Annotated in this window: 14 protein-coding genes; 6 read left to right on the top strand and 8 right to left on the bottom strand. The window is 38.6% G+C overall.

What is annotated here, in order from left to right:
* Positions 1-80 precede the first annotated feature (80 nt).
* Together SB028_RS00590 and tpiA are read left to right on the top strand one after the other, a co-directional pair.
* Positions 81-716 (top strand): DUF1454 family protein, encoded by a 636-nt coding sequence (locus tag SB028_RS00590; RefSeq protein ID WP_069366846.1) that lies wholly within the window; start codon positions 81-83, stop codon positions 714-716.
* 106 nt (positions 717-822) lie between these two features.
* Positions 823-1,593, top strand: coding sequence for a triose-phosphate isomerase (gene tpiA, locus SB028_RS00585; protein WP_069366847.1), 771 nt, complete (start codon positions 823-825; stop codon positions 1,591-1,593).
* Positions 1,594-1,700: 107 nt separating this feature from the next.
* Here tpiA and SB028_RS00580 read toward each other — a convergent pair whose 3' ends face one another.
* Positions 1,701-2,702 (bottom strand): sulfate ABC transporter substrate-binding protein, encoded by a 1,002-nt coding sequence (locus SB028_RS00580; RefSeq protein ID WP_069366848.1) that lies wholly within the window; start codon positions 2,700-2,702, stop codon positions 1,701-1,703.
* A gap of 265 nt (positions 2,703-2,967) precedes the next feature.
* Complete coding sequence (gene pfkA / locus SB028_RS00575; RefSeq protein WP_069366849.1) at positions 2,968-3,945, bottom strand: 6-phosphofructokinase; 978 nt, start codon at positions 3,943-3,945, stop codon at positions 2,968-2,970.
* Positions 3,946-4,476: 531 nt separating this feature from the next.
* On the opposite strand from pfkA, the gene fabG reads away from it, so the two are divergent.
* The gene (gene fabG / locus SB028_RS00570; RefSeq protein WP_069366850.1) at positions 4,477-5,232 is read left to right on the top strand and encodes a 3-oxoacyl-ACP reductase FabG; all 756 of its coding nucleotides are present in this window, start codon (positions 4,477-4,479) and stop codon (positions 5,230-5,232) included.
* 60 nt (positions 5,233-5,292) lie between these two features.
* On the opposite strand, the gene SB028_RS00565 is transcribed toward fabG, so the two are convergent.
* Complete coding sequence (locus tag SB028_RS00565; RefSeq protein WP_069366851.1) at positions 5,293-6,444, bottom strand: glycosyltransferase; 1,152 nt, start codon at positions 6,442-6,444, stop codon at positions 5,293-5,295.
* 244 nt (positions 6,445-6,688) lie between these two features.
* Between SB028_RS00565 and SB028_RS00560 the strand changes: the two genes are divergently transcribed.
* The 3 genes from SB028_RS00560 to SB028_RS00550 all read left to right on the top strand — a co-directional run bounded on the left by SB028_RS00560 (position 6,689) and on the right by SB028_RS00550 (position 8,762).
* Entirely contained in the window at positions 6,689-7,414 is a 726-nt protein-coding gene (locus tag SB028_RS00560; protein ID WP_171729885.1) for a glycosyltransferase, read from the top strand.
* A 293-nt stretch (positions 7,415-7,707) separates the two neighbouring features.
* Complete coding sequence (locus tag SB028_RS00555) at positions 7,708-8,412, top strand: hypothetical protein (protein ID WP_318859748.1); 705 nt, start codon at positions 7,708-7,710, stop codon at positions 8,410-8,412.
* Between the two features lie 146 nt (positions 8,413-8,558).
* Complete coding sequence (locus tag SB028_RS00550) at positions 8,559-8,762, top strand: hypothetical protein (protein ID WP_196727311.1); 204 nt, start codon at positions 8,559-8,561, stop codon at positions 8,760-8,762.
* Between the two features lie 46 nt (positions 8,763-8,808).
* Here SB028_RS00550 and SB028_RS00545 read toward each other — a convergent pair whose 3' ends face one another.
* From SB028_RS00545 to SB028_RS20685, 5 genes are read right to left on the bottom strand one after another with little or no spacing between them, the layout of a single operon-like run.
* Positions 8,809-9,027 (bottom strand): ogr/Delta-like zinc finger family protein, encoded by a 219-nt coding sequence (locus SB028_RS00545; RefSeq protein WP_071233994.1) that lies wholly within the window; start codon positions 9,025-9,027, stop codon positions 8,809-8,811.
* A 52-nt stretch (positions 9,028-9,079) separates the two neighbouring features.
* Positions 9,080-10,177: a phage late control D family protein gene (locus SB028_RS00540; protein ID WP_318859747.1), complete on the bottom strand. Its 1,098-nt coding sequence runs from the start codon at positions 10,175-10,177 to the stop codon at positions 9,080-9,082.
* Positions 10,177-10,641, bottom strand: a complete 465-nt coding sequence (locus SB028_RS00535) for a phage tail protein (RefSeq protein ID WP_318859746.1) — start codon at positions 10,639-10,641, stop codon at positions 10,177-10,179. Before SB028_RS00535 ends, SB028_RS00540 begins: the two co-directional genes overlap by 1 nt.
* Complete coding sequence (locus SB028_RS00530; RefSeq protein ID WP_318859745.1) at positions 10,641-13,502, bottom strand: phage tail tape measure protein; 2,862 nt, start codon at positions 13,500-13,502, stop codon at positions 10,641-10,643. Before SB028_RS00530 ends, SB028_RS00535 begins: the two co-directional genes overlap by 1 nt.
* Positions 13,495-13,605: a GpE family phage tail protein gene (locus SB028_RS20685; RefSeq protein WP_308807857.1), complete on the bottom strand. Its 111-nt coding sequence runs from the start codon at positions 13,603-13,605 to the stop codon at positions 13,495-13,497. The genes SB028_RS00530 and SB028_RS20685 overlap by 8 nt, the downstream gene beginning before the upstream one ends.
* Positions 13,606-13,609 lie beyond the last annotated feature (4 nt).

The following is a 13,609-nucleotide window of genomic DNA, read 5'->3' as shown; positions in this document are numbered from 1 at the left end:
CTTAAGTTGTGAATTACACTGTCCATTTAGTATCAAATAATACAGACTAACCAATAACAGCACAGACAAGCGGAGGACAGATGATAAAAGTAAACACTCTTTCTACGTTATACCTGATAATCATAAGCATTGCGCTTTGTTTGCCAACTTCAGTTTTCGCAACAGAGATGTCTGTCGCACAAAAACAGCCCACTAAAGATGATATTGGCTATCTTAAACAGGATGCACCTATTTTTGAGATAACGATCCCGGAACTTAGGGCGAAGTTCAATCAACAAAATCCATTGTTATCACTTAATGAATATAAAATTATCACTAATCACGATATTGCAATCCCTCTTGTCAGAGCTGCAACACGTATCACGCCTAATCTCTATTCATCTGCCATATTAGAGCGTGGTAGCGAAAAAATAAAAAGTTTACAGCTCACGTTGATCCACTCTCCTGATTCACCTGAATTAGAAAAAATAAATCGCGAACTCACAACACAATACATTATCACTTTGGTCGCTCAATTTGACCCGTCAATAACCCAAGAGCAAATTCAAGAGGCTCTTAATTTATTCGCCTTTAAAAATCAAACTTCTGATTATATTAGCCATGATGTGGGCGCGATCCGTTATATTATTGCCCATGAAGATAATCAATTAACCACCTTCGCCATTGAACCGATTAAGCTTTCTTTAAACAGCAAGATCGTTTCAGCTATTCCGTGATAAAAAACAAAGCTATTCTATTCATTGTTCTCTATACTGTTGTGCATCAACAGAATTCGTGTTTATTAGCAAACTAAATTTAAACCACTCGGTTGGAGGAAAAGTTATGCGCCATCCATTAGTCATGGGTAACTGGAAACTCAACGGCAGCATTCATATGGTTCATGAATTAATTGCTGCACTACGTAAAGAAGTTAGCGGTGTTGCAGGTTGCGATGTTGCTATCGCACCACCGGCAGTTTACCTATGCCAAGCACGCCATGAAATTGGTGGAAGCCGTATTGCATTAGGTGCTCAAGATACAGGTGTTAACTTATCAGGTGCTTTCACTGGCGAAACTTCCGCAGAAATGCTGAAAAACGTTGATGTTAAATACGTTATCATTGGTCACTCTGAGCGCCGTACTTATCATAAAGAATCTGACGAGTTTATCGCTCAAAAATTCGGCGTGTTAAAAGAGTTAGGTTTAACGCCAGTATTATGTATTGGTGAAACTGAAGCAGAAAACGAAGCGGGCAAAACGCAAGAAGTCTGTGCTCGCCAAATCGATGCCGTGTTAAATGCACACGGTGCGGCTGCATTTAAAGATGCGGTTATCGCTTATGAACCAATTTGGGCTATCGGTACAGGCAAATCTGCAACTCCAGCACAAGCTCAAGCTGTTCATAAATTTATTCGTGATCATATTGCGAAGAAAGATGCCGCTATTGCTGAACAAGTTATCATTCAATATGGTGGCTCTGTTAACGATAAAAATGCAGCAGAACTGTTTGGCCAACCAGATATCGATGGTGCATTAGTCGGTGGCGCTTCACTGAAAGCTGACGCATTTGCCGTTATCGTTAAAGCAGCAGCACAAGCTAAAGCGAAAAAATAATTTTTGTCTTTCTGGCCTATGCCATTAATCGATAAAAAATAGAGAAAATCACCTTACTGAATATCAAACAGAAGGTGATTTTTTTTATTTTGCTCACCTTGACTTAATCAACGACGACTAATTTCATCAAATACTCCCCCTGTCGCAAAATGTATTTTCTGAGCCGATTGCCAATCTCCAAAAACATCATTAAGTGTAAAGAGTTCTAGTTTTGGAAAACGGCTTTGGTATTTCTCTGCTACTGCTTTATCTCTGGGACGATAATAATTTTTTGCCGCGATCTCTTGTCCTTCTGGTGAGTAAAGATAGTCTAAATACGCAGTGGCAATTTCTCGTGTTCCTCGTTTATCGACAACCTTATCAACTACCGACACGGTAGGCTCAGCAAGAATAGATACTGAGGGTGTGACTATCTCAAATTTATCAGCCCCTAATTCATTAATCGCTAATAACGCTTCGTTTTCCCATGCAATTAAGACATCACCAATACCTCGCTCAACAAAGGTATTTGTTGCGCCTCTTGCGCCTGAATCTAATACTTCCACTTGCTGATAAAGTGCTTTAACGAAAGTTTTGGCTTTTTCACTATCTTGATGATTCGCTTTTAACCCATAGCCCCATGCCGCAAGATAGTTCCATCTTGCGCCACCAGACGTTTTGGGATTAGGTGTAATAATGGAAACACCCGGCTTAATTAATGAATCCCAATCCACTATTTGCTTAGGGTTTCCTTTCCTCACCAGAAAAACGATTGTTGACGTATAGGGTGCTGAATTATCAGGTAATCGTGTTAACCACTGCTTATCAATCCGTCCTCTTTGCGCAATCGCATCGATATCATAGGCAAGGGCTAATGTGACAACATCCGCTTCAATACCATTGATAACCGATGTTGCTTGTTTTCCTGAACCACCATGTGATTGGCGAATAGTGACTTTATCACCTGTTTTTTGTTCCCAATACTGGCTAAATGCTTGGTTATACTGTTGATAAAGTTCTCGCGTCGGATCGTAAGAAATATTTAATAACTGAATATCTTTAGCCCATAGATTATTGGAAAAAAACAGTGCAACTAAAGTCGTTGATAATAAACCCCATCGTTTAAACATAACTCTCCATCCCCTATTATTAAATGTCTCATTAGGCTGACAGAAAGTTTTATAACGATGAAATAACAAAAAACAGATGGATATGCACAACGGGAATATGGCTACCAACATAAGGAGGATAAGAAGAAATAAAGAAGGATAGAAAGAACTAAATGAAATGTTTTCACTCGAGAAGCTACTCTGACACAGAAATAACGTGTATCAGAGCAGTTCACGAATAAGGATAGAACTCAGAAAGATTTTGGTATTGCGGAAATTCGATTAATTAATACAGTTTTTTCGCTGTTTCATACCAATCCGCTTTAAAGACACGCTTCATATTCATGACCGCATCAATAATATCATGGTGAACCAGCTTTTCGTTTTGAATACCAACACAACGACCACCATAACCTTCTAATAGCAGTTGTACAGAATAAGCACCCATACGTGAGGCTAAAATACGATCGTAAGCAACTGGAGAACCACCACGTTGGATATGGCCTAATACCGTTGCACGCGTTTCATGTTTAGTTTCAGCTTCAATAAAACGCGCTAATTCATGAACATCACAGACGTGTTCGGTGATTGCGACGATTGCGTGACGTTTACCACGTTCAATACCTGCTTTGATTTCTGCCAGTAGCTCATCACGATTAAACGGTAATTCAGATTCAGGCAGAACAACAAATTCACAGCCCCCTGCGATTGCCGCAGACAGTGTTAAATCACCACAGTAACGTCCCATCACTTCTACAATAGAGATACGCTTGTGAGACGTTGAGGTATCACGTAAACGGTCAATCGCTTCAACCGCCGTTTCTAACGCCGTGAAATAACCAATAGTGTAATCAGTACCAGCAACATCATTATCGATTGTGCCGGGTAAACCGATACATGGAAAACCTGCTTCCGTTAATTTTTTTGCACCCAGATAAGAACCATCGCCACCAATGACGACTAAGGCATCAAGCTCATTTTGTTTCATATTTTCGATGGCAACAGCACGCACACTGTCTTCACGGAATTCAGGGAAACGAGCAGAACCAAGGAATGTACCACCACGATTGATCATGTCTGATACGCTAAAGCGGTCGAGTTTTTTCATGCGATTTTCGTATAGCCCCATATAGCCATCCATAATCCCATAAACCTCTAAACCTTCACTTAACGCGGCACGAACAACACCACGGATTGCGGCATTCATACCTGGTGCATCACCACCACTTGTTAAAACCCCAATTCTTTTGATCCTATTGACCATGATCACCTCTGATTCTTATTCGATGTAATTATTGCAAAATTGTTGGAATAACTTTTTATTTCAATACCGGTTTATCTGGTGTAATTATCCGATATTACAAATGCTGAATTGATTCAACAATACCATTGTACGCATATTTTTTACCAGTTCATCATTATCGTACATTTTTTTTCATAAACTTGATGCGCATTAAACTAATCAGATAGCTTGTATAAAGTTTAGACTAATCTATCTCAAATATATTTCCCTAATAAGTTAACACTTTTTATACAGACACTTTACTGCCTTTTTGCATTCATCTCAAAGAATCGCTATTTATGCTAAAAAATAGCATCGGCATATTTTGACAAATATTCAGTTTTCTCTGGTGTGATATTCTATCTACCGTTTATCTCTCTATTTTGTGGTGTCATCCTTTTAAAGAAAAAAAGATCTAGGGTACATTTGTGAGCAACAACAAAGTTCTCTCGTTGATTTACCGCTTTTCAATCTAGACTGATACAGTGGAACTTTCACTTAATAGGAGGTTTTATGTTTGATTTAACGGGTAAAATCGCTTTAGTTTCAGGTGGCGCAAAAGGCATTGGTAAAGGTATTGTCATCGCCCTAAAAAAGAGTGGTGCTAAAGTTATCATTGCGGATATTGATGATGTTGCAGGCAATAAAACAAAACAAGAATGGGATGTTGAGTTTATGCACCTTGATGTGACTCATCAATCCGCCTGTGAAAAAGTGATTGATGAGATTGTCAAAGAGCATGGCAAACTCGATATTCTTTGTTCCAATACAGGTATTTTCCCTCAAGCCACCATTAAAGAGATGACGGAAGCTGATTGGGATAAAATGCATACTGTAAACTTAAAAGGCATGTTCTTTTTAGTTAAAGCGGCACTACGTGTAATGGAGAAACAAAAACAAGGTCGAGTGATCATTACCTCGTCCATTACAGGCGCGATTACGGGTTATCCAGGTTGGAGCCACTATGGCGCAAGTAAGGCAGGACAACTAGGTTTTATGCGTAGTGCAGCACTAGAATATGCACGTCATGGTATTACGATAAATGCAGTCATGCCGGGAAATATCCTTACAGAAGGCTTACAAGCCCAAGGTGAAGCGTATTTAAACCAAATGAAAGCGTCAATCCCAACACATACGTTAGGTGAGCCTGAAGATATCGGCTACGCCGCCGCGTTCTTTGCCTCAAATGAAGCAAAATATATTACAGGTCAGACAATTATCGTCGATGGTGGACAGATTTTACCTGAATCTCCAGAGGCGTTGTTGTAGGTATTATCAGCAAGCTTCTAAAAATGAATTAGAAGCTTGTATGCAATATATTATGAAGACTTAACATTCACTATTTACTACATCATCAAATTGTTCAACAAATAAATCAAAATTCATTGTCATTTTTGACCATGATAATGCGTTGAGACTAAGTTCGTTATAATTTTCTACTATCTTTTCTATGGCATCAACACAGTCGTTTGGTAATAATAACTTAGGATCAACCAGATTGTCAGTTTCTGGATCATATATAGGATTATCAAAATTAATAGATAACCCAGTCAAAACAAAATATTGTTCTAGTGTTAATTGCGGTTTCAAACCAATACCACAATAGTTATCTTTTATTGCTTCCATTTGACCATCTATTTTAGGAAAAATAACAGGTACACCATTCGCTAAAGCTTCAATACAAGATAATCCGAATGCTTCTGTTATAGGAGTACTCAAATAAATATTTATATTATGATAAAAATCAGATAATTCACTCTGGTATCCTAAAAATTCGACATAGTCATTCAAATCTAGTTTGTTAGCTAATTCTTTTAATTTTGATTCATCCTCACCAGATCCAGCTATAATAAGCTTCGTATTTATTCCCTTATTTAAAAGTTGCTTTAATACCAGTAATGATATACCAATACCTTTTAAACCAACTAATCTGGATGCCGTACCCAATATAATATTTTTTTTATTATCTAAAGATTTCGGTTTTCTTTTTATAGGAAGATCTAATTTATTTAATATAACTTTTATATCTTTATCAATATGATATCTTAATTGCATGACTCGTTTAGATGCATTACTATTTGATATAAATCCATCTACCTTATTAAAAAAAGACATTGTTCTTTCATTTTTAGGATATCTCCACCCACATCCACAATCATAATAAAATAACTTTCCACATTGAGGTTTGGTAATTAATTTTGGTATAAAATCCCAAACAATAATAGCATCAGCATTCTGTTTTTCTATTTTTTTTATAAGAACTTTTTTTCTGTAAAATGATGGCCATTTAATTTTAAAAGAATTAAACACTCTATTCACAAATAAAATATCTTTTTTAGAAAACTGCTCCTCAATTCTTTCATCGATATTATTACTAACACACATAACTATATTGTTATGCTTACTCTTATTTAAATATTTAATAAATCTTTTTTCAACACCACCGAAACCTTGTAGATTAATCAAATGTAATACTTTCATACTACTCCAGAAAAAATAATTATATAAAAAATAAGAGTATAATAATATTTATAAATAAAAATCATAACTAAGGAGTTTATAATAATCCTCATAGTTATAAATGATTTTATTGATATTTTAACGCAAAGGCGGTAGAATTAATAAACAAATTATACTCAATTATAAGTTAATTATGCTAACAGTTAATATAACGACTACAAAAAGTAGGTTAGAAATATGTTCGGCTACAGCATGGTCAATTTGTATGCAAGAACAACATGTAGATGAATTAAGAATATGGGTTTCGAAAAAGCCCTATTTGAGTGATTCCGGTATACAAGAAGAGCCTGAATGGGCAAAGAAAATTAGATCAACCGGAATAAAACTTTCATTTTTTTGGACAGAAAATACAGGTCCATATAGAAAAATAATACCAGCCCTTAGGTTAGCAAAAAATGATGATATTTTAGTTTACGCTGATGATGATGTCATTTACGGCACTAAATGGCTGCAAGAGTTAGTAGCTATTTTCTATAAAAATGAATCTAAATATATAGTAGCAACTAGAGTTAGAAAAGTAATTAAAGGTAAATTATATAATGACTTCCCTATAATTAGTAATCAATGTTTAATAGATAATAACTATATAATTACAGGTATAGGAGGAGTTATTTTGAAAAGAGAAATGATAAAAGAAAAATTTATAAATGATGATAATTACCTCACTATATCTCCTTTAGCTGATGATATTTGGTTAAGCAAAATTTATCAACTTTCCAGTACAAAACTTTTCGTGTATCCTAATGGGTTAAAATATATAAACGAAATTCAACATAATCAAGGTTTATCAATTGAAAATACTCGAAGAATTAAATTGAATTTAATAAAAAAAGTAATATTGAAAATTAAGAATAAAAAATATAAATTCTGCCAAAATGATATCTATTTGAAAGCAGTAAATGACTATTTTAATAATAAACTTAATTTATGACATCAGATGTTCTTCGTTAAATCACAATAAAACCATTATGTTACGAACAAAAAAAAAAGCCCCTCTCCAGAGGGGCTGCAAAAGACAGGGATGGTGTCCGAAAATAGAATCTAATTCATTGTTTTTATTAGAATCTAATAGTACACCGTCCACCAACTGTCCACATCCACGAAAAAACGACCACATTGATATAAAGACTAGCCCCTTACTTTAGGGGCTTTACTTACCACATTTCGTGTCTCATCATTAGAAATTCTTAAGATTCTTCTGTTTATCGTTAGAAAGGAAAAAACATGGAATTTCTATTCATTGTATCAATTTTTTTATTTTTAATATCTGTCGTTTGCATAACTCTAGGAATGATAAAACCTAGTATCATCAAGTTAAAAAACCGCAAACAATCATTTATTGCTTTTCTTGTTACCTTCGTCTTATCAATCATTGGGGTTCTTAATTTCGCTCCCGATACTCCTAACAACCAAGTCACCGAAACTCAAGAAACAATAAACGATACTTTTGTATGTAGTAATAAAAACGCAATCTACCCCACCGTCACAAGCATGATGGAAGATTTTGGAGACTATCCTTCTGATACCAACGCGTTTGAAATCATCAGTGAATCTCCTCTAAAAATCCGATTATCAGCAACCGCTTACGATAATGATCCAACTGATGTAAAAGATAATTTAGCAAAGCGCGCCCTTATTTATGGAGTATTACGCACATTTATCAATACAAATAATAATGATGTGACAGTAGTGTCTTACCTCATTAATAATGATAATCACCAAAAACTTAAAGATAGCCCTGAATACACAACTACACTCACTAAAGATCAAGCGTTAAAAATTGCTCAGAAATATATTCCAATCAATTCATTGAATGATTTAATTGATGAAAATTGTTCATTTACAAAACAGTTTAATGAATTACGTTATGACGATAGCGGTAAGAAAGGCTTTGAAAAATTCTTTAATGAATTAACGACAAATCAATAAAAACAGAGCCCGGAGATCTCCGGGCATCTCATCAAATAACCCGATCACTTCATATCTGATTAACGAATCTCCAGATTTCAAAACTTATACTACAATAATAACTCTTCAACTTATCTCAAATAACCTTACTGACAGGAATATTTGTAATGAATAAAGTTATTATTTCAACCCTAATAATTACACTTCTCAGCTTGTTTTCAATCAATACCGTCTCCGCTCAAAACTACCCTTGTTCTGGTAAAAAAGGCGGTGTATCTCACTGTGAGAATGGTAAATTTATTTGTAATGATGGAAGCACAAGTAAATCAAAACGAGTTTGTACTGATGAAAGTGATACAAAGAAAAAATAGAACACTTCAGATATAAACAACGCCCGGAACACTCCGGGCATTTTCATTAAATCGCTAATGCCTGTTGGCAATACTTATCAAGATGTGGCTCTACTCGTTCAATCAATTGAGGTTTTGAAATAAACCGCGTTACGGTTTCATGGCTGACGAACGTCGCGCCACAATTGATATTCTGGCACTGGTTATAACGTTCTTTGGTATCGGAAGATATTTGCTGACTACTACGAGTATGGGCGGCATGACCACAAACAGGACAAATCATCATAAACGGGTTACCTCTTTATGATGTGGAAATTACCTGTAATTATACACAGGCACTATTCCTTATCCATATCTATATCACTGCTTTTGACTTCTAATTCTAACGAGGTGGTAAACCCGCTATTGTTCAGGGAATGACTCACCGTGACCAACGTCCAATAGGCATTATCAATCTCAGGCTTAAATCCGCTAACTTGTACCGGCAATTCAGGAAAGAGATCCGCACGTCCTTTTGCAAGCGTAATGCTAAATGAAGCAACGCCCCGCTGTATTTTTTCCCACGCGGCTTTCGCGGCACGTTCGGCATTGGTTTTACTCGCGTAAGTATGAGACAACACCATTACGTTACCTTCTTCACCAACAAGGTACTCTCCTTGTTTATCTTCTTCTTTTTTCGGTTTATCAGTGGTTGGTTTTCTGCGCCGAATTTGCGACTGTGTTTTCTCTTGCGGTTTACGGGTATTTAAATAATTGGCGGTCACGCCAGTGTAAGCCCCTCTATCCACCAATGAAAAACGATGCCCATCCCCTACACTACGGGTAATTTGCACTAAAGGTAACGCTTGACCGCTGGCGGTGGTGTTGCCCCCTTGTACCATAAACAACAAATTGCCGTTTTTAACACAGGCGGTGGCACCGTTTAATTGCCCTAAGCGGGTTAAAAAACTGCCGTCTGACTCATTGGTCTGGTCGATATGTTCAATCTTCACCGTATCAAGACCAGGATCAACCACCGCCGTAACATTATTACGCCCTGCAATGATTCTGACGATATCGCCTAATGTTTTTTGATGGTATGACATTTCACGACGCACATTGAGCGTTGCCCTAAAATCGGCACTACGGGCACGCAATGTCATTTTATCGGGTACACCTGAATGTTCTATCTCATCCACCGTAAAAGAGCCTTTATGAATAAGGTTTTCACCCTGCCAACCAAGATGTAATGTTAATATCTCGCCCCGTTTCGGCATCATTAACGCGCCGTCAGAATCATCTAACTCAATATCAAGCCGGTCAGCTTCAAAACCTCGATTGTCCGTTAATGAAAGCGAAATTAATCGTCCTTGAATTTTGGCGCTAATATCTTCATCACCGGCAATTAATACAAAAGCCGGCGTGCTACTTTTACCGGTGATCATTTCTGGCAGCATTATGATAAAACCCCTTTCATCGCTTCACCGGCACCGTTGGTCATCATGCCTAATTGGTCGCTTAAATCTCCCAACATCTGACTGATGGAGTCATCCACTCGTTTTAATGTCAGCGAGAAATCAATTTTTCTGGCAGCACCGTCTTGGAAAAATTCGGTGTGGGTACGTTGTAAATCGGTGATCACAAACATGCCGTGAATGGTGCCCGTACCATCAATAAACGACCACGCTTTACCGCTATCCGCCATTAACTCCAACGCTAACAATGACACTTTACCGCCAGTTAATGAGGGATAAAGCGCCCCCGACAAGGTGATCACATCGGTATCAGGACCAATAAATTGTTGTGCCGGTCGGCGTGCGACACGTTGAGTAAAACCATGTCGCCACGTTTGTTGTTTTTGTAGCGATTGATAAGGTACGGTGCGTAACTCAAACACAAATACCCCAAGTGCTGCCATCATTACCACACCTCACTGTCTTGATAACGGCTATTTAATCGTGCTTGTTTGTCACGCTCACGGCGTTCAATTTCCGCGATAACAAGTTGTGCGATATCTTGCGCGGATTGATTCGGTTGAGGGTGAATATTAATTTCATAATGTGCTGGCGCGCCTTGATAACGTTGTTGCTGAATGTTCACGTTAGCCGGTGACGTGCGATAGTTTTCAACTGGCAAACTGTGCGGATGCAATGGCGCATTTTGTGCATGTAATGAAAAGGCACTGCCTAGCGATAATGCAGCTGTCGCTAACATGGCGGTATGTTTACGACTGGTGATGTTTGCAGGGCCTTCGACAATTTCAGGACCATTTTCGCCGGCTATACCAAACTTGCCACGCGGGATATAACCCCCTGAATCATACATACCAGCAAAGTTGCTGTTGTAAGAATCTAATGCAGACTGCACTTTCGGATCGGAGGTTTTAGCAAACTCAGGCGTCAGCGCTTCTTTAGCGGCGATTGCCAATTCTCCAATGCTATTTTTAAAGTCCGTCCATTTATTTTTTATTCCCTGAATAATGGAATCAATCAGGTCACTACCGAACTGTAAAAATTTAGCCGGTAATGCTTTGGTATCTTCGACAATCTCATCCCATTTAGTCGATATCGTTGTTTTAAGGAATTCCCATTTTTCTTGGGTGTACTTAACGATTTGATCCCAATTACTATAAATAATCCCTGGTAACGTTTGTGTCATGAAAAAGGTTTTAATGCCTTCCCATATTCCCGAAATCACAGATTTTACCGACGCCCACGCGGTTTTGGTATAGCCAACAATACTATCCCAATGTTTTGCAATTAAGCCCGGTATTGTCCAGTTAAAGAAGATGTATTTAATCCCTTCCCATACTTTTAAAATGGTGTCTTTCAATGCTTGCCATGCAATAGCGGTGCGCTGTTTAACAGATTCCCACACCTTAGTGACATACGGTTCAATCTTATCCCAATTTTTATAAATCAGATAAATAGCCCCCGCAATAGCGGCAATAGCTAACAAAATAGGATTAGCTAACATGGCTTTACCCAGCCATAAAAATGCACTGCCTAATAATTTAATGGGTTTTAATAACAGTGTGAGTGCGCCACCGCCTTTAATGCCTAAAATTGACAGGCTTAATTTCGCGGCAGCCAATGGTCCTAACATTGCTGCAATAGATAACGAGAGAATACCGAGCGTGGTAATTATGCCCGCAATGGCTAAACCCACCATAGTCAGTGTTTTAGCCAGCTCAGGGTTAGCCTTCACCCATGATTCAACCTTTGATATTGCCTTTGTAATACTTTGAGAAATTTGACGTAATGGCTTATCAATTCCATCAAATATTTTTATGCCTAAGGCTTCCCACGCTGATGTTAGATTTTTCATATCACCATCAAGGTTATCCGTCATAGTACCCGCGACGTTTTGGGCTTCGCCTTTAGCTTTTTTTAATTCATCTACAAACTTCTGTAATTCTCCTTTTCCTGCTTGTTCAGCAAGCACAGATAACGCAGAAAAAGCCTCCTCACCGGCAATCGCTTTAAAGAATCCTGCCCGTTGCGCATTACCCATATTGGCAGTTTTTTTATCTAGCTCCGCCAACAATGCTGGAAAATCTCTTAAGTTCCCTTTTGCATCTCGTGTTTTAATGCCAAGTTCTTCTAATGCTTTGGCTGCCATTTTCGGCGGTTCAGCAAGACGCCCTAAGATAGCGCGTAATGAAGTACCCGCCATTGAACCTTGAATACCCGCATCACCTAATTTACCCGTTGCGGCGGCAGCAGTTTCTAGATCAACCCCTAACCCTGACGCCACCGGTGCGACATATTTCATCGTGTCGCCGAGCATGGTCAAACTGGTATTTGAACGGGTAAAAGCGCCGACTAACACATCACTCACTCGCCCCATTTGGTCAGAGTCGAGCTTAAAGCCGGTTAAAATATTGGAACCGATATCTGCCGTGGTACCTAAATCAATATCACCCGCCAGTGACATTGCCAGCGTTCCGGGCATAGCATTTTTAATTTGCTCAGGCTTAAAACCTGCCATGGCATAAAATGCTTGACCTTGCGCCACTTGGTTAGCCGTAAATGCTGTGGTTGCGCCTAATTCCTGCGCTTGCTCACGCAACATCTTAAATTCATCGGAGTTTTTATCTAAGCGCGTTAATGCCTGCACCTTTGACATACCGACATTAAACTCGTATCCCGGCATTAAGGTTTGTTTCGCGGAATACAACATACCGGCACCGGTTGCCGTCATAGTGGCACCGGCACCCGCCATTTTATTTCGCACATCAAGCGTCTTTTGATACTGCGATTTAGCCGCCACCATGCGCCGTTCTTGTTCGGCACTGCGCCTTAACTGATTTTCTTGCCGGCGGAGCTGTTGCGTGGTGCGTTCAATATCACCATTAAGTCGCCGTTGTGCTTGACCGAGTTGATTAGTCGAAATGCCATTGGCTTGTAATGCTGAGCTCTGTCGCTGTGCCGACTGCTGTAATTGCTCATACTTGGTTTTGAGTTGCCCCGCTTCCCGTTGCGCTTTTTTAAACGCCTCTAACTGTTTTTTTGTCGGATTTTCAGTATTGGCAATTTCTTTGGCGAGGGTGGCAACACGTTGTGTGGCGGATTGATACGCTTGCTGTGTGGAGGTTAACTGCTGTTTAATCTTGCGAAAGCCGTCAATTTGTGAGGCTTGCTGATTAAGTGTTTTTAACGAGTCACGCGACTGGCGTACAGCGGACGCCAGTCGTTTATTACTTTCTTGCGCACTGCGAAACGGTGCGGTTAATTTATCAACCGCACTCAGTACAACTTGTAATTTTAAGTTATTACTCATCCTGTTGTCCGCTACGTTTCGCCGCTTGATAGCGCCATGACAATAATTCTGAAAGGCTCATTTTGCCGGTGTCTGCCGGTGACCAATGAAAAATGACGGCAATATCT

It is taken from the genome of Proteus vulgaris (assembly GCF_033708015.1).
GTDB lineage: Bacteria > Pseudomonadota > Gammaproteobacteria > Enterobacterales > Enterobacteriaceae > Proteus.
This window is presented reverse-complemented; position numbering and strand designations above follow the sequence as displayed.